The 19,505-nt window shown below is 37.2% G+C and carries 23 protein-coding genes; all 23 read right to left on the bottom strand.

Annotation, left to right across the window (positions count from 1 at the left end; translation table 11 throughout):
- Nucleotides 1–14: 14 nt before the first annotated feature.
- A complete protein-coding gene (locus tag BQ9893_RS19885; protein ID WP_075967663.1) occupies nt 15–344 on the bottom strand; it encodes a hypothetical protein in 330 nt (109 codons plus the stop codon).
- Between the two features lie 29 nt (nt 345–373).
- Entirely contained in the window at nt 374–1,681 is a 1,308-nt protein-coding gene (locus BQ9893_RS19880; RefSeq protein WP_075967662.1) for a hypothetical protein, read from the bottom strand.
- Between the two features lie 63 nt (nt 1,682–1,744).
- The gene (locus BQ9893_RS19875; RefSeq protein ID WP_075967661.1) at nt 1,745–2,902 is read right to left on the bottom strand and encodes a 6-bladed beta-propeller; all 1,158 of its coding nucleotides are present in this window, start codon (nt 2,900–2,902) and stop codon (nt 1,745–1,747) included.
- A 48-nt stretch (nt 2,903–2,950) separates the two neighbouring features.
- Entirely contained in the window at nt 2,951–3,355 is a 405-nt protein-coding gene (locus tag BQ9893_RS19870; protein WP_075967660.1) for a hypothetical protein, read from the bottom strand.
- Nucleotides 3,352–3,711, bottom strand: a complete 360-nt coding sequence (locus BQ9893_RS19865; protein WP_139322630.1) for a hypothetical protein — start codon at nt 3,709–3,711, stop codon at nt 3,352–3,354. Before BQ9893_RS19865 ends, BQ9893_RS19870 begins: the two co-directional genes overlap by 4 nt.
- 186 nt (nt 3,712–3,897) lie before the next feature.
- The gene (locus tag BQ9893_RS19860) at nt 3,898–4,344 is read right to left on the bottom strand and encodes a 6-bladed beta-propeller (protein ID WP_075967658.1); all 447 of its coding nucleotides are present in this window, start codon (nt 4,342–4,344) and stop codon (nt 3,898–3,900) included.
- Nucleotides 4,345–4,780: 436 nt separating this feature from the next.
- On the bottom strand, nt 4,781–5,509 hold the full coding sequence (locus BQ9893_RS19855) for a glycosyltransferase family 2 protein (protein WP_075967657.1): 729 nt from the start codon (nt 5,507–5,509) through the stop codon (nt 4,781–4,783).
- The gene (gene lepB, locus BQ9893_RS19850) at nt 5,506–6,027 is read right to left on the bottom strand and encodes a signal peptidase I (RefSeq protein WP_075967656.1); all 522 of its coding nucleotides are present in this window, start codon (nt 6,025–6,027) and stop codon (nt 5,506–5,508) included. The genes BQ9893_RS19855 and lepB (BQ9893_RS19850) overlap by 4 nt, the downstream gene beginning before the upstream one ends.
- Nucleotides 6,011–6,490, bottom strand: a complete 480-nt coding sequence (locus BQ9893_RS19845) for a hypothetical protein (protein ID WP_147332598.1) — start codon at nt 6,488–6,490, stop codon at nt 6,011–6,013. The genes lepB (BQ9893_RS19850) and BQ9893_RS19845 overlap by 17 nt, the downstream gene beginning before the upstream one ends.
- Nucleotides 6,491–6,644: 154 nt before the next feature.
- Complete coding sequence (locus BQ9893_RS19840; RefSeq protein ID WP_075967655.1) at nt 6,645–7,814, bottom strand: 6-bladed beta-propeller; 1,170 nt, start codon at nt 7,812–7,814, stop codon at nt 6,645–6,647.
- 139 nt (nt 7,815–7,953) lie between these two features.
- Nucleotides 7,954–8,328, bottom strand: coding sequence for a hypothetical protein (locus BQ9893_RS21470; protein WP_122116601.1), 375 nt, complete (start codon nt 8,326–8,328; stop codon nt 7,954–7,956).
- A 357-nt stretch (nt 8,329–8,685) separates the two neighbouring features.
- Nucleotides 8,686–8,811, bottom strand: a complete 126-nt coding sequence (locus BQ9893_RS22375; protein WP_256305095.1) for a hypothetical protein — start codon at nt 8,809–8,811, stop codon at nt 8,686–8,688.
- Nucleotides 8,812–9,146: 335 nt separating this feature from the next.
- Nucleotides 9,147–10,220: a 6-bladed beta-propeller gene (locus BQ9893_RS19825; RefSeq protein WP_075967652.1), complete on the bottom strand. Its 1,074-nt coding sequence runs from the start codon at nt 10,218–10,220 to the stop codon at nt 9,147–9,149.
- Between the two features lie 49 nt (nt 10,221–10,269).
- Entirely contained in the window at nt 10,270–10,563 is a 294-nt protein-coding gene (locus BQ9893_RS19820) for a hypothetical protein (protein WP_075967651.1), read from the bottom strand.
- A 29-nt stretch (nt 10,564–10,592) separates the two neighbouring features.
- Nucleotides 10,593–11,900 carry a hypothetical protein gene (locus tag BQ9893_RS19815; RefSeq protein WP_075967650.1) on the bottom strand — a complete coding sequence of 436 codons (1,308 nt, stop codon included), beginning with the start codon at nt 11,898–11,900 and terminating at the stop codon, nt 10,593–10,595.
- A gap of 63 nt (nt 11,901–11,963) precedes the next feature.
- Entirely contained in the window at nt 11,964–12,329 is a 366-nt protein-coding gene (locus BQ9893_RS19810; protein WP_075967649.1) for a hypothetical protein, read from the bottom strand.
- On the bottom strand, nt 12,329–12,799 hold the full coding sequence (gene lepB, locus BQ9893_RS19805; RefSeq protein WP_075967648.1) for a signal peptidase I: 471 nt from the start codon (nt 12,797–12,799) through the stop codon (nt 12,329–12,331). Before lepB (BQ9893_RS19805) ends, BQ9893_RS19810 begins: the two co-directional genes overlap by 1 nt.
- Entirely contained in the window at nt 12,783–13,262 is a 480-nt protein-coding gene (locus BQ9893_RS19800) for a hypothetical protein (RefSeq protein WP_147332598.1), read from the bottom strand. Before BQ9893_RS19800 ends, lepB (BQ9893_RS19805) begins: the two co-directional genes overlap by 17 nt.
- A 154-nt stretch (nt 13,263–13,416) precedes the next feature.
- On the bottom strand, nt 13,417–14,586 hold the full coding sequence (locus tag BQ9893_RS19795) for a 6-bladed beta-propeller (protein ID WP_075967646.1): 1,170 nt from the start codon (nt 14,584–14,586) through the stop codon (nt 13,417–13,419).
- A gap of 139 nt (nt 14,587–14,725) precedes the next feature.
- Nucleotides 14,726–15,100 (bottom strand): hypothetical protein, encoded by a 375-nt coding sequence (locus BQ9893_RS21465; protein ID WP_139322629.1) that lies wholly within the window; start codon nt 15,098–15,100, stop codon nt 14,726–14,728.
- 29 nt (nt 15,101–15,129) lie between these two features.
- Nucleotides 15,130–16,437, bottom strand: a complete 1,308-nt coding sequence (locus BQ9893_RS19790; RefSeq protein WP_075967645.1) for a hypothetical protein — start codon at nt 16,435–16,437, stop codon at nt 15,130–15,132.
- A 173-nt stretch (nt 16,438–16,610) separates the two neighbouring features.
- Complete coding sequence (locus BQ9893_RS19785) at nt 16,611–17,786, bottom strand: purple acid phosphatase family protein (RefSeq protein WP_075967644.1); 1,176 nt, start codon at nt 17,784–17,786, stop codon at nt 16,611–16,613.
- 23 nt (nt 17,787–17,809) lie between these two features.
- Complete coding sequence (locus tag BQ9893_RS19780; RefSeq protein WP_075967643.1) at nt 17,810–19,504, bottom strand: RagB/SusD family nutrient uptake outer membrane protein; 1,695 nt, start codon at nt 19,502–19,504, stop codon at nt 17,810–17,812.
- Between the last annotated feature and the right edge of the window lies 1 nt (nt 19,505).

The raw sequence follows: 19,505 nt of genomic DNA, 5'->3' as shown, positions 1-19,505 counted from the left end.
AAATGCCCTACAGTCTAATCGCAACGAATAGACTCTTTATCATCACATTGTACATAGCCGGAAAAAGTATTCCTTTCACAATTTTCCTTCCCTGAACAAGATACGGAACCATTCACATTCCCATCCCGATCTTTACAAATCAAAGTTACTTTACAAGAATACCCATCTCCTCCTGTTCCACTTCCATCATCACCTGTTTTTGTCTGTTGAGCCCAAACAGCAATCACGGCATTATTATCTGCCAACCCATAATCATCCAGCGCATACTGGAGATTCATTCCCATACCGAAGAGTAACATCAATGCTCCAATTAACAACACGGCTTTTTTCTTTAATTGTACCATTGTCTTTAAGTTTTTAATTTGTTAATACTTCAATCGTGATTTTCACGACCGTTTATATCTTTTTCTTCGTATTCCCCTTTATAAAAACTACGCAAATAATGCTTCACGGTGTCCGTATCCTCCCACTGTTTGCTGTAGCTATACGTATAGCTCATAAAATAAAGGCTATAGAAAAGTATTGATGAAAACAACAGGAGCTTTGGAAACACACGATACCCTTTTTCCACCCAACCTATGATTTTATATGAGACTAACAACAAAATACCCGAAAGGGACAAATAAAGGTAACGATCAGCAACTATTCCCAAACGAGGCATCGCTACGACATGTAGTGATAGCAACAAATGAATGACAAAGAACAAGCTGCCGAACATCAAAAGACGTTTCTTACGGAAACTATACAAAACTCCGAACAAGCCTGCCACAAGCACCGGATAAACATAAAAACGAACCGGAATATCGCTATTTCCTGGCAAAATTGGGAAAGGATATAAATAATTCAGATTGATCGGAAGCAAGGACTTCGTAAAATATTCGAACAAAGAATAGCAGCCGAACAACAGACGTTGTACTGCCGTATAAGACACCGCCTCACTACGAGGTCCCTGTAAGTCCAACGTCAACAAGGCAAAGCCTGCCGATAAAATAAAGAATGGCATTTTCTCTATCCACAAATCCGATGATTTCAGATTACGACCGATAAACCAATCTACCAAAAGCAAGGACAGGGGCAAAACAAAGGCTTGTTCTTTACTCAAACACGAACAGACAAAACAACATAAAGCTGCTATATAACAACCGAGTTTTTGTGACCGGACATAACGAAGATACAACAACAAGGCTGACAAATAAAAAAATACATACATCGGAACCTTCACCGCACTGATCCAAGCAATAGATTCTACATTCACCGGATGAATGGCAAAAAGGAAGGTAGTCAAGGCAGCCACCCACAAACTTCGACGAGATCCGGATTGGCCGGACATCTCCAACAAACGGAAAATCAAGAAAAAAAGCAACGTGGCACATCCACAATGCCAGACAAAGCTCATCAAATGGAACCAAAACGGATCATAGCCGAACAAGCCGTACAGCACCATATAGTTCAATTCCACCAACGGGCTATATTGACCTTTATAGGATTGTGTAAACACCGCTATCAGGTTTTCCATCCGAAAACCACTCTCCGTAAATATGTTCATCACCATCCATTGGTCATCCCACGAATCCAGGAAACCGTTGGAGAAAACAGGAGAATAGCAAAACGCTACCAATCCATAAAGGAGCAGGAACCCCAACAAGAATTTAAAGTTAACGATATTGTTCAGTTTTTTCATTTTTCGCCTTTTTATAAACTAAACGAATAACCAAGGAAAAATACTGAGCTTAATACTACTTTTTCATCTTTTCACCCGATAAAAGCCAATAATCGGATTACTTTCTTCCGTTAAATTTTTCAGATCATCCGGAAAAACATCCGGATTTTCAGATATCTTGTACTGGATTACAAAAGAAGGAACCACAGAAAAAAACATATCTTTATACACTCCATGAATTTGAGATATAAATAACAAATCTTTCACAGGATGATTATTAACCTGCTTACCGGCATATATGAGTTTATCTTTCAACAAATCATAATATACTGCATAACAGCTTCCCTGTTTCTGAAACCATAAATTCAAAAAACCATCCGCTTCATAAGCATTACTCAACAACCATGAGTAGCGGGTTTGCATCAACTTCAATGATGGTGTCACTTCCATCAGAACATCCAACGGTAAAGAGTCCGGCAATTCCACCTTGTATACAGGTGTAACAGATTCTGATGTCAACTGATAAACGACTGTTTCATAATCCTTAATAAAATACAACTTATCGTTATTATAATAAAAAGGATGTTCCTTCCCATAGGAAAATCTAAACTCTGACGTTCTATCATGGGGGAAAAAAGATTTATCGATTTTAGTTCCGGACAAGGAACAGAACAACGAGTAGTGCATTTCCGGATTATCAGGATAATTATAATGATCTCCCATAAAAAAGAAAAAAGAGCCGTTCCAAATCGCCATGCGTTCCGGTGCCATATAAGTGGCAGAGATAGATTGACGACGTTTGCCGGTATACATATCGTAACAATGCAACTTCCTGCGTGTTGAATCGTACATCCACAACATCTTCAACGGGGGGTTCAAAGCAAAGTCCAATACATTCCCGTATTCGTTAGGACCCGGACCATGCTCATCAATCACATACTCGACCTTTCCTTGCATATCGAAGCAAAAGAGCTTATTTTGGTTATCCAATATAAAGATACGTTCATCAGAAACAAGAGTACGGACTATTTCTCCTATTACAACATTGTCCGACAATACCACATACGAGATTTGTTCGAAAGTCTGGTCTACATTGCGATAGGCTGTATCCGAAATAGAAACAGGAATCACGCGTAATTGTACCGAGTCTTTCTCTACCGGGACATTCTCACAAGACGATTGGCGTCCATTATGACATGACATAAGGCACAAAAACAATAATATAATTGTGATATATTTCATAAAGCATTTTATTTGTTCGTTTGTTAAAAAATAAAAATCAATTCCCTTTTATCCTTCAAGGTATTCCTCCACATGGGACCGGAGTACAATTACAAGAAGGACATACATATTGGTCAACACAAACCCATGCAACGCTTGATGTAAAAGAGCCATCTGGATATGTATACATATTATCGCATAAATAGTATCATTATACATAATATGAGCATATACATTTTCTTTAAACACTTTAAACAAAACAAATGGAGATTCCCAAAAATGAACAGTTGCACCATTTTCATAATGATACGGATGATATTGTGCCACTAATTTATTATGATCAAAACAATTCATAACATATCCGTCTTCATGATCTATTACAGATCGTGCCCATATTTCTCTTCCTTCACCTAAAAACAGCATTTGATCTATTTTATAGAATAGTAACATGCCGACTGTTCTTGTTGCATTCATTCTCTAACTAATAATTCAACCCGTGCTTCCTTCCGATTGTATGCATAAATACTATCTTGATTGACACAGATATGTAAATAATTCGTTCCGGGTAATTGGATAATTTCCTTTTTTTCCAATATCGGAGATAATTCTATTTTTAGTATCTCATTCGAAAGAACTTCTCCAGAAGAGCCTGTTCCAAACAACAACACATATAAGTAATTGCCATCCACATAAGCATCTGATACTATCTTTGTGTAACTATTCAACTTCCGTATATTTTCATTCTTAATTAGATCTTTTTTTATATAATCTATATCTGAAAAGTCCAAACTATCAACCATTTGTTTACTTTTCAAATCATAAATTTCCACTATAGGAATATTATCTGAGACAGTTATACATTTATCCTCAAAATTCAGAAGATGCCTACTATTCCGTATTCGGTTAGGCAACTCTTCTCCAAAATCCTTTCTCTTCCCCCAATGTGATTCCGTACCTATCCGCATATTCACCTCTAAAAACAAACCTTCCTTTTCTGCGGTTGAAACATATAAACATTAATCATCCACAAAAAAACGATATGGCATATAAATACGATCATTCAACAAGGCATACTTACCACGGTATTCACCTTTTTGATCAAAACACAAAACAGCGCTATGTCCCATGTCAAAAACATACAAAAAACTATCTTCTAAGGCAATAGACTCTATACTCACAAAATCTCTAGGACCTGGTCCCTGCCTTCCTATAAACCTATTAAGAATAAAATATTGATTCGTTTCCATTACTTGAGACAAATATTGATCCGAAATATAAAGCCGATTCTCATAAAATTGTAAATCTCGCACTTGAGATAAAAATATTGAATCACCCCAACCTTCTACAAACGAAAGTTGTTTATACTTTACAGTTTCCAACTGCGATTTTCTTTCTTTTTGACAAGAAATTAATAACAAAATAGATATGACAGTTAATATGATATTACTTAATTTTAAATTCATAATTTTTTATTTTACAAACCGTGGACAAATTGCAAACAAATTCATCCACGATCTAAGTTAAAACAAAATTTCCTACAGTCTAATCGCAACGAACAGACTCTTTATCATCACATTGTACATAGCCGGAAAAAGTATTCCTTTCACAATTTTCCTTTCCTGAACAAGATACCGAACCATTCACATTTCCATACCGAGGAGTAACATCAATGCACCTATTAACAACACTGCTTTTTTCTTTAATTGTACCATCGTCTTTAAGTTTTTAATTTGCTAATACTAATTCAAATTGTGATTTTCACGACCTTTTATCTCTATTTTTTCGCACTCATCTTTATTAAAATTACACAAATAACACTATTCCTTTATAGTCTATACAATAAAGGCGCAGCCGTCAACAGTGGAAGAATACAGATACCATGAAACATTGTTTTTGACACTATCTTCTCTGTTTAAACTTTTCATCTCTACTTGATATACAAACCTGTAAAAGTTCCTTCCAATAAGTTTCAATTCCAAATACCGGAAAACAAACAGCTTCTCTTAACTTCACCGGAATTTCCCCTATAACCAAAGCTGGATGATGACATGCTTTGTAAACGAACTCCAAATCAAACAAATATGTATCTATACAAGTAGAAAGAAAAACAAAACGACCTTTGCGATTAAACCCTTTCAAACCGGCTTGCGTATCTGAATAGTTCATTCTCAATAAATAACGATTACATCCACGAACAAATCGAGAGATTAAACGACGAGAAAACGGTAAACAATCATAATAAGCCTTATCCCGAGTCGATACAACCACATCAACTCCTCGCTGTAACATTTCCAATACCCTTGACATAGAATCAAGCGTATAAGGAAAGTCGTGATCCGTGTAAAGGATATAATCAGAGTTACACGCAGACACGGCTTTACGCAAAGCAAAACCTTTCCCATGATTGATCGAATAACTCAAAATATGAACTTCTGGTATATTTTGCCGGATATAATCAGTGACAACTTTCTCAAAGCCTCTTGCCGAACCATCATTTACCACATATAAATGAATGTCTGCATGTTTCCACAAGACTTCCAGTTCCTTATATTTCGAGACAACGGTTAACTCCCAACCCTCATCCGGATTATAAACAGGCAGTATCAAATCTATGTCCGTTTCCATCATTCTATTCTTTTTAATATGCGTTTTTTATTTTTTACAGAAAACAATACCCGACTGATCCTGCCGACAATCGAACTCTCCGGGATTTCCCCGAAAAAACGACTGTCCACCGAATTATTGCGGTTGTCTCCCATCATATAGTACCAATTTACACCATCTCGCCTTGCTATTCGGATTACCCGCTTTACCAAAAGCATATTCCGATTTTCCAGGCTACGAAAAACGACGATATCATTTTCTTGCGGTTCTCGCCATCCCGGCATACGTCCCAAATTCCAATTGTTTTTCAAATCCTTCTCACGCAAAAACGTAATCCAGGTAAAAACATTCAGCAAAGGAATATCAGCAAAACGGTCGGGTAGCAAAGCGCCGCATGAAGCTTTGTCCACCCAAACCCAATCACCGGTACATAGAGTCGGCTCCATGCTTTCGGATGGAATGTAGCAAGGTTCACCAAGGAAGAGGCGAATCAACACACAAGTAAATACAACAATTACGATTATTTTAATCCCCCTTACCATCCAAAACAGCGAATTTACGTTTTATCGATTCAAAATAAGCATCTGTTCGTTCTGAAATTTCTTGAATATTTATAAAACAATTTTCCATTAAATACTCCTTCGATAAAACACAAAAATAATAAGCAACAACAGTATCACTTACTTCCATAATAGGAGATAAAAGTCCTATTGAAAGCCCATAAACTTCACAAGAAATGCAATACTGTTTTTTAAACGACCGTATAATCCTCGGATTATTGGAATTCAACAAACAAATTACATTTTGAGCTCCTACTTCCGATATAAACATGTTAATATAATCAATGTGCTTTTTAAAATATTGCATACATGATATGCATCCTGCATCATTAAAACGAATTACAAATTTATCACCTGTATTTAGGATTTCAGATACTAATATGTTTTCTCCATTTTCTTTCAAAACAGACAATGTATCTGAAACTGTTATATTATCAGTATTCATTTGTTCTAAATTAATACTATATATTTGATGATAATTATACGAATCTTTCTTTAAACTTTCATAAATCAACTTGTTATCACCTTGCCGAATATAACCTATAATAAATAAAACGAACAAAGTCAATATCAAAGACATATATGTAAAATGTATAGTTTTATTCATTTCGAAATATTTTTTTGTTTAATTTTGCCACCATCAGAATCGGATTATCATCAATAGATGCTCTTTCCAGCGTGTTGAACAACTCAGGATAAAACGACTGTATCTCTGATTTTTTTTTCGTTTCCAGATCCTGGTATTTAGACGGATCAAGTATATAATAGAAATAATCGCCACAGGCAATTGTACCGTATAAGATATCAACAATATGAACTTTCCCAATATGAGGTCCTCTAAAAGAACAACTTTCCCCGTTTAGCCTATCGTAGATATAAAAGCAATTATAACCATCATATTGATATGAGACTCCGACTTTAGTCTCATCGGAAATATATAAATAAGGAGAATGAGCAACCTTTTTATTTTTCCTGAGATATTTGAATATTTCATCTTCCCTACTTTGCATCGGCAAAGCTATCAATTCTTTCGGAATGGCATGGCCTAATTTAATCACTAAACCTCCTTTGGGATAGTTAAAATCATATTTATAAATCGTATCATTATACATAATATGGGTATATAAGCCATCTTCAAACAAAACGAACGGAGACTCCCAAAAAGAAATGGTTGCACCATTTTCATAATGATAAGGATGATATTGTGCCACTAACTCATCCTGTTTAAAACAATTCATGATATATCCATCTTCAGGGTCAATGCTTGATCGTGCCCAGACTTCCCTTCCTTCCCCTAAAAACAATATTTGGCTTATTTTATAAGGAATTGTATCCACACGTAATAGACGGCCATTCAAATCATATACAAACTTTTTCTTCAATTGGTTATCCATCACATACAGTTCTTTCTTTTCTCCATTAACCGCAATGCTTGATGCGTTTGTATATTTGTTGGGACCATCTCCTTGATCATGGATAACCGCTTTGGCTTCTCCATGATCAGAAAAAATAAAAACAGAAGAACTTCTCCGGTCCAAAATATATAAACGTTTATTCAATGGAATAATATTATACACTGCATTTATCAATATAGTGTCATTCGTTTCCAACGGGACAATTGCAATCTTTTCGAAAAAATCCGCAATGGATACAATTTGAGAGTCTTCAGGATCAATCGAAATAGTTATAAAATCATCTTTTCCATTATCTTGTCCGGCACAAGAACACATCAGAGCCGCTATTAGCAACAAACAAATATTCTTTTTCATATTCTTATTTAGTTTAACGGGCTGTTCCTATAATACACTTTTGTCATGACAATTCCGATCTAATTTTTTCTAAGTTAACATTAAACCCCAAATCAATCATAATATGGAAAAAATGTATAATTTCGGTACAGCCCTATTTTTAATTTTTACAAGATGGACATCTGCATAAACCGTCGCTTGTTACCCTACAGCATGAATAATAACCAGTTCCTGTTGAGACTTCACATCCTTTACCTGTAGCAGTTACACCAAATGCAGATACTGAACCTGATATACAGGAACAAGAAGTAGCACCTCCTCCCCCAGCAAGATTACAATCCCTACATCCTTTCTGTATGTCTCCTGTACCAGCAGGATCATCACCTGTTTTCGTCTGTTGAGCCCAAACAGCAATCACGGCATTATTATCTGCCAACCCATAATCATCCAGCGCATACTGGAGATTCATTCCCATACCGAGGAGCAACATCAATGCTCCAATTAACAACACGGCTTTTTTCTTTAATTGTACCATTGTCTTTAAGTTTTTAATTTGTTAATACTTCAATCGTGATTTTCACGACCGTTTATATCTTTTTCTTCGTATTCTCCTTTGNTGATATACAGGAACAAGAAGTAGCACCTCCTCCCCCAGCAAGATTACAATCCCTACATCCTTTCTGTATGTCTCCTGTACCAGCAGGATCATCACCTGTTTTCGTCTGTTGAGCCCAAACAGCAATCACGGCATTATTATCTGCCAACCCATAATCATCCAGCGCATACTGGAGATTCATTCCCATACCGAGGAGCCACATCAATGCTCCAATTAACAACACGGCTTTTTTCTTTAATTGTACCATTGTCTTTAAGTTTTTAATTTGTTAATACTTCAATCGTGATTTTCACGACCGTTTATATCTTTTTCTTCGTATTCTCCTTTATAAAAACTACGCAAATAATGCTTCACGGTGTCCGTATCCTCCCACTGTTTGCTGTAGCTATACGTATAGCTCATAAAATAAAGGATATAGAAAAGCATTGATAAAAACAACAGAAGCTTTGGAAACACATGATGCTCTTTTTCTATCCAATCTATGATTTTATATGACACTAACAACAAAATACCTGACAAGGACAAATAAAGGTAACGATCAGCAACTATTTTTAAGATCAATGAGTGTTGTGCCTGTTGAATTGTTCCGAAAACTAAATCTCATAGAAATGCAGAAATCCTTTTATAGGGTTTTTTCGCGTGTCAAAACTCTTCAATAGAGTTGTTCTGACGGCCATTTCATACCGCAACGAGTTTAGGTTGAGAACTTATAGACGGACATCATGCGGATAATCATTTTATTTTTTCATTTCATATAACAAAATAACAGGATTATCATCCGGTGACAAATCATGTAACTTCATTGATTCCAAAAGTGTTGGAAAATATTCGTACAATATTCCCGCATTTATCTCTTCTACTAAATATTTCTCATCTCCCCAACGTGGAAAGAAGCGATAACCTTGTATCAAATCATTTTTCACCACTCCTACTTCTACTTTATCATTCGATTTATCCACCACACAAAAAACACGTTGATCTTGAATCAAATAATCAAAAATGAAATAGCGATTGGAAACATAATAGTTATTTTTGACCACATAATTGAAATCTGAACTATTTACATCTTGCTCTTCTACATTCTGTTCATTCGGAAACTCTTTTCCTACAAATCGTACCCAATAAACAGGATCTAAGTTTTCTCCGTGATAAATCCGATTATCATACACGGGAGAAATATAGACTTCTTCATTGTTTACAGCAAAAACATTACATTCATTATAATTAAACAAGTTTTCATGATCTCTTCTAATTAATTTATCCGCAACTTTCCGACCTCTATCATTCAAAATGGAACATTTATAATCCTCTCCTTTTCGGGATTTCAAATTATATAAATAGATCAAACCGTTGTTTACTACAATTTGTGTAGAATAGGTATCATATTGAATTTGATTTATATAGTTTAGATCACAATCATATTTCAAAATATGGCATCTGCCATAATCCAAAACAAACAACTGATTATCATATATATCAAAATCCATCAACTGTAAATATTCACCAGGGCCATTCCCTACCTTAAATAAAGTTCGAAGATGTTTACCGTCCATTCCATAAATATAGATTGCATTATTCGTTTTGTCCAAAATATAAATCTCATCTTTGAAAATTTTCACCTTATCAATTTGAGAAATCAGACATTCATCATCCATATCTAATGGGACAATCCGAATATTTTCAACGAATGCAGAAAGCAATACTTCCTTTTGATTGGTCTCAGCCGGAACCTTTACCTCATAAACTCCCAAATTATCAACATCAGAACAGGAACAAAGCAATAACACTATGACTAATATATAATATTTCATATTCTATTTGTTAAATCTAAAGGATGTGGCAAACCACATCCTTTCTTAATTATTGACAATCATGACTTACACACGAACTTTTATATCCCGGTTGATAACAAACATATCTCTGTCCTGTTTTATTTCCATACTGATTATAGCAATTCATATACATACCAGTCCATCCCTCTCCCGGAGGATTACCTGTTTCTGTACTACCTGTAATTTGAGCCAAAACTTGATTAACAGCTTTATTCTCAGCTAATCCATAATCATTCAGCGCATACTGGAGATTCATTCCCATACCGAAGAGTAACATCAATGCTCCTATTAACAACACGGCTTTTTTCTTTAATTGTACCATTGTCTTTAAGTTTTTAATTTGCTAATACTTCAATCGTGATTTTCACGACCATTTATATCTTTTTCTCTGGAATCACCCTTATAAAAACTACGCAAATAACGCTTCACGGTGTCTGTATCCTCCCACTGTTGACTATAGTGATGGGTATAGCCCATAAAATAAAGGATATAGAAAAGCATTGATAAAAACAACAGAAACTTTGGAAACACACGCTGCTCTTTTTCCACCCAATCTATGATTTTATATGACACTAACAACAAAATACCTGACAAGGACAAATACAGGTAACGATCAGCAACTATTCCCAAACGAGGCATCGCTACGACATGTAGTGATAGCAACAAATGAATGACAAAGAACAAGCTGCCGAACATCAAAAGACGCTTCTTACGGAAACTATACAAAACTCCGAACAAGCCTGTCACAAGCACCGGATAAATATAAAAACGAACCGGAATGTCGCTATTTCCTGGCAAAATTGGGAAAGGATATAAATAATTCAGATTGATCGGAAGCAAGGACTTCGTAAGATATTCGAACAAAGAATAGCAGCCGAACAACAGACGTTGTACTGCCGTATAAGACACCGCCTCACTACGAGGTCCCTGTAAGTCCAACGTCAACAAGGCAAAGCCTACCGATAAAATAAAGAATGGCATTTTCTCTATCCACCAATCCGATGATTTCAGATTACGACTGATGAACCAATCTATCAAAATCAAGGACAGGGGCAAAACAAAGGCTTGTTCTTTACTCAAACACGAACAGACAAAACAACATAAAGCCGCTATATAACAACCGAGTTTTTGTGACCGGACATAACGAAGATACAACAACAAGGCTGACAAATAAAAAAATACATACATCGGAACCTTTACTGCACTGATCCAAGCAATGGATTCTACATTCACCGGATGGATGGCAAAAAGGAAGGCTGTCAATGCAGCCATCTGCAAACTTTGACGAGATCCGGATTGGTCGGACATCTCCAACAAACGGAGAATCAAGAAAAAAAGTAACGTGATACATCCACAATGCCAGACAATGCTCATCAAATGAAACCAAAACGGATCATAGCCGAACAAGCCGTACAGCACCATATAGTTCAATTCCACCAACGGGCTATATTGACCTTTATAGGATTGTGTAAACACCGCTATCAGGTTTTCCATCCGAAAACCACTCTCCGTAAATATGTTCATCACCATCCATTGGTCATCCCACGAATCCAGGAAACCGTTGGAGAAAACAGGAGAATAGCAAAATGCTACCAATCCATAAAGGAGCAGGAACCCCAACAAGAATTTAAAGTTAACGATATTGTTCAGTTTTTTCATTTTTCGCCTTTTTATAAACTAAACGAATAACCAAGGAAAAATACTGAGCTTAATACTACTTTTTCATCTTTTCACCCGATAAAAGCCAATAATCGGATTACTTTCTTCCGTTAAATTTTTCAGATCATCCGGAAAAACATCCGGATTTTCAGATATCTTGTACTGGATTACAAAAGAAGGAACCACAGAAAAAAACATATCTTTATACACTCCATGAATTTGAGATATAAATAACAAATCTTTCACAGGATGATTATTAACCTGCTTACCGGCATATATGAGTTTATCTTTCAACAAATCATAATATACTGCATAACAGCTTCCCTGTTTCTGAAACCATAAATTCAAAAAACCATCCGCTTCATAAGCATTACTCAACAACCATGAGTAGCGGGTTTGCATCAACTTCAATGATGGTGTCACTTCCATCAGAACATCCAACGGTAAAGAGTCCGGCAATTCCACCTTGTATACAGGTGTNTGTCCACCGAATTATTGCGGTTGTCTCCCATCATATAGTACCAATTTACACCATCTCGCCTTGCTATTCGGATTACCCGCTTTACCAAAAGCATATTCCGATTTTCCAGGCTACGAAAAACGACGATATCATTTTCTTGCGGTTCTCGCCATCCCGGCATACGTCCCAAATTCCAATTGTTTTTCAAATCCTTCTCACGCAAAAACGTAATCCAGGTAAAAACATTCAGCAAAGGAATATCAGCAAAACGGTCGGGTAGCAAAGCGCCGCATGAAGCTTTGTCCACCCAAACCCAATCACCGGTACATAGAGTCGGCTCCATGCTTTCGGATGGAATGTAGCAAGGTTCACCAAGGAAGAGGCGAATCAACACACAAGTAAATACAACAATTACGATTATTTTAATCCCCCTTACCATCCAAAACAGCGAATTTACGTTTTATCGATTCAAAATAAGCATCTGTTCGTTCTGAAATTTCTTGAATATTTATAAAACAATTTTCCATTAAATACTCCTTCGATAAAACACAAAAATAATAAGCAACAACAGTATCACTTACTTCCATAATAGGAGATAAAAGTCCTATTGAAAGCCCATAAACTTCACAAGAAATGCAATACTGTTTTTTAAACGACCGTATAATCCTCGGATTATTGGAATTCAACAAACAAATTACATTTTGAGCTCCTACTTCCGATATAAACATGTTAATATAATCAATGTGCTTTTTAAAATATTGCATACATGATATGCATCCTGCATCATTAAAACGAATTACAAATTTATCACCTGTATTTAGGATTTCAGATACTAATATGTTTTCTCCATTTTCTTTCAAAACAGACAATGTATCTGAAACTGTTATATTATCAGTATTCATTTGTTCTAAATTAATACTATATATTTGATGATAATTATACGAATCTTTCTTTAAACTTTCATAAATCAACTTGTTATCACCTTGCCGAATATAACCTATAATAAATAAAACGAACAAAGTCAATATCAAAGACATATATGTAAAATGTATAGTTTTATTCATTTCGAAATATTTTTTTGTTTAATTTTGCCACCATCAGAATCGGATTATCATCAATAGATGCTCTTTCCAGCGTGTTGAACAACTCAGGATAAAACGACTGTATCTCTGATTTTTTTTTCGTTTCCAGATCCTGGTATTTAGACGGATCAAGTATATAATAGAAATAATCGCCACAGGCAATTGTACCGTATAAGATATCAACAATATGAACTTTCCCAATATGAGGTCCTCTAAAAGAACAACTTTCCCCGTTTAGCCTATCGTAGATATAAAAGCAATTATAACCATCATATTGATATGAGACTCCGACTTTAGTCTCATCGGAAATATATAAATAAGGAGAATGAGCAACCTTTTTATTTTTCCTGAGATATTTGAATATTTCATCTTCCCTACTTTGCATCGGCAAAGCTATCAATTCTTTCGGAATGGCATGGCCTAATTTAATCACTAAACCTCCTTTGGGATAGTTAAAATCATATTTATAAATCGTATCATTATACATAATATGGGTATATAAGCCATCTTCAAACAAAACGAACGGAGACTCCCAAAAAGAAATGGTTGCACCATTTTCATAATGATGAGGATGATATTGTGCCACTAACTCATCCTGTTTAAAACAATTCATGATATATCCATCTTCAGGGTCAATGCTTGATCGTGCCCAGACTTCCCTTCCTTCCCCTAAAAACAATATTTGGCTTATTTTATAAGGAATTGTATCCACACGTAATAGACGGCCATTCAAATCATATACAAACTTTTTCTTCAATTGGTTATCCATCACATACAGTTCTTTCTTTTCTCCATTAACCGCAATGCTTGATGCGTTTGTATATTTGTTGGGACCATCTCCTTGATCATGGATAACCGCTTTGGCTTCTCCATGATCAGAAAAAATAAAAACAGAAGAACTTCTCCGGTCCAAAATATATAAACGTTTATTCAATGGAATAATATTATACACTGCATTTATCAATATAGTGTCATTCGTTTCCAACGGGACAATTGCAATCTTTTCGAAAAAATCCGCAATGGATACAATTTGAGAGTCTTCAGGATCAATCGAAATAGTTATAAAATCATCTTTTCCATTATCTTGTCCGGCACAAGAACACATCAGAGCCGCTATTAGCAACAAACAAATATTCTTTTTCATATTCTTATTTAGTTTAACGGGCTGTTCCTATAATACACTTTTGTCATGACAATTCCGATCTAATTTTTTCTAAGTTAACATTAAACCCCAAATCAATCATAATATGGAAAAAATGTATAATTTCGGTACAGCCCTATTTTTAATTTTTACAAGATGGACATCTGCATAAACCGTCGCTTGTTACCCTACAGCATGAATAATAACCAGTTCCTGTTGAGACTTCACATCCTTTACCTGTAGCAGTTACACCAAATGCAGATACTGAACCTGATATACAGGAACAAGAAGTAGCACCTCCTCCCCCAGCAAGATTACAATCCCTACATCCTTTCTGTATGTCTCCTGTACCAGCAGGATCATCACCTGTTTTCGTCTGTTGAGCCCAAACAGCAATCACGGCATTATTATCTGCCAACCCATAATCATCCAGCGCATACTGGAGATTCATTCCCATACCGAAGAGTAACATCAATGCTCCAATTAACAACACGGCTTTTTTCTTTAATTGTACCATTGTCTTTAAGTTTTTAATTTGTTAATACTTCAATCGTGATTTTCACGACCGTTTATATCTTTTTCTTCGTATTCCCCTTTATAAAAACTACGCAAATAATGCTTCACGGTGTCCGTATCCTCCCACTGTTTGCTGTAGCTATACGTATAGCTCATAAAATAAAGGCTATAGAAAAGTATTGATGAAAACAACAGGAGCTTTGGAAACACACGATACCCTTTTTCCACCCAACCTATGATTTTATATGAGACTAACAACAAAATACCCGAAAGGGACAAATAAAGGTAACGATCAGCAACTATTCCCAAACGAGGCATGGCTACGACATGTAGCGATAGCAACAAATGAAGGACAAAGAACATGCTGCCGAACATCAAAAGACGCTTCTTACGAAAACTATACAAAACTCCGAACAAGCCTGCCACAAGCACCGGATAAACATAAAAACGAACCGGAATATCGCTACCTCCAGGCAAAATGGGGAAAGGATATAAATAATTCAGATTGATCGGAAGCAAGGACTTCGTAAGATATTCGAACAAAGAATAGCAGCCGAACAACAGACGTTGCACTGCCGTATAAGACACCGCCTCACTACGAGGTCCCTGCAAGTCCAACGTCAACAAGGCAAAGCCTACCGACAAAATGAAAAAAGGCAATTTCTCCATCCACAAATCCGATGATTTCAGATTACGGCCAATAAACCAATCAATCAAAAGCAACGACAATGGCAAGACAAACGCCTGTTCCTTACTCAAACCCGAACAGACAAAACAACATAAAGCCGCTATATAACAACCGAGTTTTTGTGACCGCACATAACGAAGATACAACAACAAGGCTGACAAATAAAAAAATACATACATCGGAACCTTCACCGCACTAACCCAAGCAACGGATTCCACATTCACCGGATGAATGGCAAAAAGAAAGGTGGACAAGGCTGCCACTCGCAAACTTGTACGGGATTCTGACAGACCGAACATCTCCAACAAACGACAGATCAGGAAAAAGAGTAACGTGGCACATCCACAATGCCAGACAACGCTCATCAGATGGAACCAAAACGGATCATAGCCGAACAAGCCGTACAGCACCATATAGTTCAACTCCACCAACGGGCTATATTGCCCTTTGTAGGATTGTGTAAACACCGCTATCAGGTTTTCCATCCGAAAACCACTCTCCGTAAATACGTTCATCACCATCCATTGGTCATCCCACGAATCCAGGAAACCGTTAGAGAAAACAGGAGAATAGCAAAACGCTACCAATCCATAAAGGAGCAGGAACCCCAACAAGAATTTAAAGTTAACCATATTGTTCTGTTTTTTCATTTTTCACCTTTTTATAAGCTAAACGAACAACCCGGAAAAAATACGGAGCTAAATGCTACTTTTCTTCCAATAAAAGCCAATGAAAAGATATCTACAAGTAAAAAAAGTGCGATTACCCGGATTTCAACCAGAGTAATCGCACTTATGCGATGTGTAACATTGAATTATGGAGATTATTTTGCCGTATATGATTTTTTGGTAATGACTTTACCATCCAAATCAAGAACCATCAAATTCATCCGGTCACCATCAGTCTCCACAGAAACCACACTGTTGTTTGAATTTACCAATACTGGAAATTTGATGCCGGCACTCGGTTCCTCATATTTATTCCGATGAAGATGCCCGCATAACATCAGATCCACTCCGAGTTCATTCAGGATAGGAACGAATTTCTTCAAAACCTCTTTCTGTCCATGCCAAATATCGAGGTCGGCAGATGGTGGCATATGTGCAATGACAACTTTATATTTTGCTTGCTTGAAATCTTCATTACCAGACAATTTTCTCATCCATTCCACCTGGTCCGTGCGATAGCTGTCATAATCGGTAATGCCGCTGTACTCGATATCGGAATCCGGTTTGTCTTCTCCCGTATCCAACATAATGAAACATACAGGACCCTGTCTGAATAGATAATACAGAAAAGGTTCTTTAGGTGAAAAATATTTCTGGAATGAAGTGGCGAACTCACCACGGGTTTCATGATTTCCGCGAGCGTAATACATAGGTTTCTCCGATGCGAACAAATCGATGCTTTCTTTCATGAATCCATTGAAGATTGTTTGTTCGTCTTTGAACTCCGAAACCATATCTCCGTTGAAAATAATCAAGTCTTTATCCTTGTAGTTCGCATTATTCAACAGTTTCGTAATGATGTTTTCACGTCCGTGAATATCATTGATCATGACAAAGGAGGTTTCTTTTTTATTCGGATCGCACGTTGTAAACGTCAAAGCTTTCTTTTTGTAGACATCTGATGCAGCCACACGCCCGTATATGACATTTATTCCTTCATGCGACAACACTTCCTGGGAATAAATACGGTAACGATAGGTCGTTCCAGGAGTTAACGCTTTTACCTTCACGGCATGCAACAAGGAGGTATTCTTAACCCCATTGGTCGTATCGAAATATTTAGGCCGTTCTTCTCCATAATAATGCGTTCCGTCATTCGGCGCCAATTCCACCCAGCCGATAGACGGCTTATCCGCGACCCAGACAATAGTCGCCTCATTCTCTTTTACATTCTGCAGATAAGGCCCGTAAAGAATCTTTATCTGCGCAGTTGCCACCTGGGCGGCAACTGCGAGTAAAAGGGCATATATCATTTTTTTAATATACCTCATTGTAAACATATTCTATTAATCGATTAATAACCATCATTCTGAACCAATTGAGGGTTGGCATCCATTTCAGCTTGCAGTATAGGCAAATGAAATTGCTTCTTGTCGAAATAGCGCACTTCGACCAAGCGGTCTTCACGAGAAGCATTCACATCAATCACGGCACGACGGTCCGGATCCGGCTCGTCATAATCGACGGTTCCGCATAAACGATACAAGTCGCCCGGCATAACAGCCTCCACCACTTTCCTTCCGGTTTTGGCTCCGCTCTTGTCATATTCGTCCCAACGAACGATATCTTCAAACCGGAAGCCTTCACCGGCCAATTCTATCGTACGCTCCCTTCTTACCAGTTCGCGGACTTTGGCTTGTGTATCATACTTGGAGCGATCGACAGCGATATGGCCTCCGCGTAAACGCAAGCGATCGATGATATTCATTGCTTCTTGCAAATCCAGATTCAATTCGACTAAACATTCAGCTTTCGTCAACAATATTTCCGCATACCGGAAGATGATCGGGCACAAGGCATCGTCGTTCATGGATGTAGAATATTGTCCCTGGTTTGGATACAAATATTTAGCCCATAGCATACCGGTATGAGACGCATTGTCTGCCGCCGTATAATAGTCTTTGTTCGAAGAACCGTTTGGCAACGTCTTGTCAAGAGTATTGAAAATTCGTGGCACACCATTGCGGCCTATCCAATCCAATCCTGAATAAATAACCGTATTTTTCAATCGCGGATCACGATTGTAGAACGGATGGACCGGATCATAGCCGGAACCAGGTTCGTCAATCAATTTTCCATCTGCCATTTCAAACATGTCGACCATGTTTTGAGTCGGGACAAAAGAGGCCCAACCTCCATCCGAGTTATTATAGAAACGGATCACGTCGCCATATTTATAAGTAGTCTGGACATGTTCGTAAGTACAAATAATTTCTTTTGAATTCTGTCCGGCCATAGAAAACATATTCAGGAAATCAGGATCTAATTCATACTGATTTAAAGCGATTACCTTATTGGCTGCCTCCAGCGCCTCCGTATAGTTGCCCCACAACAAATTAAAGCGGGCGATCATCGAAAGGACCGTGCCTTTGGCAATGCGTCCTTTTTCTGCAGGCTTTTCCGCTATATGTTCGGCACTCCACATCAGGTCATTCATGGCATGTTCCTTCACTTTTGCTTCCGGTTCACGCGGGAGTTTGGCATCGTCGGCCGTCGCGGGTACAAAATCCATAATAACGGCATCCCCATACCAAGTAGCCAGGTAAGCATGGCTATATCCCCGGATTGCCCGAACTTGTGCCAAAAAATCATTCTTCTGTGTTTCCGTCATGGCAGAAGCCGGAACCAAATCGATATTTTCAATTACGAAATTACAACGGCGTATCGTTTCATACTGCCTCCAATAGTTCGGGGCCGCAGTAGGAGAAACGCTACCTCTTCCCATGTTTCTCATATTAGAAGCGTTCGTATAATTGAAACCGATATCCGAATAGCTGTCTTCATAGAAGATGAATTTCGATCCGATATAGTTATTCACCCACCAATTGTAAGCCGCAGTTACAGCAGCATCGACATCCTCGGATGTGTTCCAGAATGTGTTTGTCGTCAACTGATCTTTCGGATTCAAATCAAAAAAATCATCACAAGATGTAAATACGCTCGCTCCGGAAAGGCAAAGAGCTAAACCTAATATTTGTTTTAGTTTCATC

This window comes from Parabacteroides massiliensis (genome assembly GCF_900155425.1).
GTDB classification, from domain to species: Bacteria; Bacteroidota; Bacteroidia; order Bacteroidales; family Tannerellaceae; genus Parabacteroides; species Parabacteroides massiliensis.
This window is presented reverse-complemented; position numbering and strand designations above follow the sequence as displayed.

Bases quoted from the DNA above. Each gene is read 5' to 3' on its own strand.
- BQ9893_RS19800 (WP_147332598.1), bottom strand. From the start codon at position 13,262: ATGAATACTGATAATATAACAGTTTCAGATACATTGTCTGTTTTGAAA.
- BQ9893_RS19845 (WP_147332598.1), bottom strand. From the start codon at position 6,490: ATGAATACTGATAATATAACAGTTTCAGATACATTGTCTGTTTTGAAA.
- BQ9893_RS19860 (WP_075967658.1), bottom strand. From the start codon at position 4,344: ATGAATTTAAAATTAAGTAATATCATATTAACTGTCATATCTATTTTG.
- BQ9893_RS19785 (WP_075967644.1), bottom strand. From the start codon at position 17,786: ATGAGGTATATTAAAAAAATGATATATGCCCTTTTACTCGCAGTTGCC.
- BQ9893_RS19810 (WP_075967649.1), bottom strand. From the start codon at position 12,329: ATGGAAGTGACACCATCATTGAAGTTGATGCAAACCCGCTACTCATGG.
- BQ9893_RS22375 (WP_256305095.1), bottom strand. From the start codon at position 8,811: ATGAGCTATACGTATAGCTACAGCAAACAGTGGGAGGATACGGACACC.
- BQ9893_RS19875 (WP_075967661.1), bottom strand. From the start codon at position 2,902: ATGAAATATATCACAATTATATTATTGTTTTTGTGCCTTATGTCATGT.
- BQ9893_RS19790 (WP_075967645.1), bottom strand. From the start codon at position 16,437: ATGAAAAAACAGAACAATATGGTTAACTTTAAATTCTTGTTGGGGTTC.
- BQ9893_RS19795 (WP_075967646.1), bottom strand. From the start codon at position 14,586: ATGAAAAAGAATATTTGTTTGTTGCTAATAGCGGCTCTGATGTGTTCT.
- BQ9893_RS19885 (WP_075967663.1), bottom strand. From the start codon at position 344: ATGGTACAATTAAAGAAAAAAGCCGTGTTGTTAATTGGAGCATTGATG.
- BQ9893_RS19820 (WP_075967651.1), bottom strand. From the start codon at position 10,563: ATGGTACAATTAAAGAAAAAAGCCGTGTTGTTAATAGGAGCATTGATG.
- BQ9893_RS19825 (WP_075967652.1), bottom strand. From the start codon at position 10,220: ATGAAATATTATATATTAGTCATAGTGTTATTGCTTTGTTCCTGTTCT.
- BQ9893_RS19815 (WP_075967650.1), bottom strand. From the start codon at position 11,900: ATGAAAAAACTGAACAATATCGTTAACTTTAAATTCTTGTTGGGGTTC.
- BQ9893_RS19855 (WP_075967657.1), bottom strand. From the start codon at position 5,509: ATGATGGAAACGGACATAGATTTGATACTGCCTGTTTATAATCCGGAT.
- BQ9893_RS19780 (WP_075967643.1), bottom strand. From the start codon at position 19,504: ATGAAACTAAAACAAATATTAGGTTTAGCTCTTTGCCTTTCCGGAGCG.
- BQ9893_RS21470 (WP_122116601.1), bottom strand. From the start codon at position 8,328: ATGGTACAATTAAAGAAAAAAGCCGTGTTGTTAATTGGAGCATTGATG.
- BQ9893_RS19880 (WP_075967662.1), bottom strand. From the start codon at position 1,681: ATGAAAAAACTGAACAATATCGTTAACTTTAAATTCTTGTTGGGGTTC.
- BQ9893_RS19870 (WP_075967660.1), bottom strand. From the start codon at position 3,355: ATGAATGCAACAAGAACAGTCGGCATGTTACTATTCTATAAAATAGAT.
- BQ9893_RS19840 (WP_075967655.1), bottom strand. From the start codon at position 7,814: ATGAAAAAGAATATTTGTTTGTTGCTAATAGCGGCTCTGATGTGTTCT.
- BQ9893_RS21465 (WP_139322629.1), bottom strand. From the start codon at position 15,100: ATGGTACAATTAAAGAAAAAAGCCGTGTTGTTAATTGGAGCATTGATG.
- lepB (WP_075967656.1), bottom strand. From the start codon at position 6,027: ATGGTAAGGGGGATTAAAATAATCGTAATTGTTGTATTTACTTGTGTG.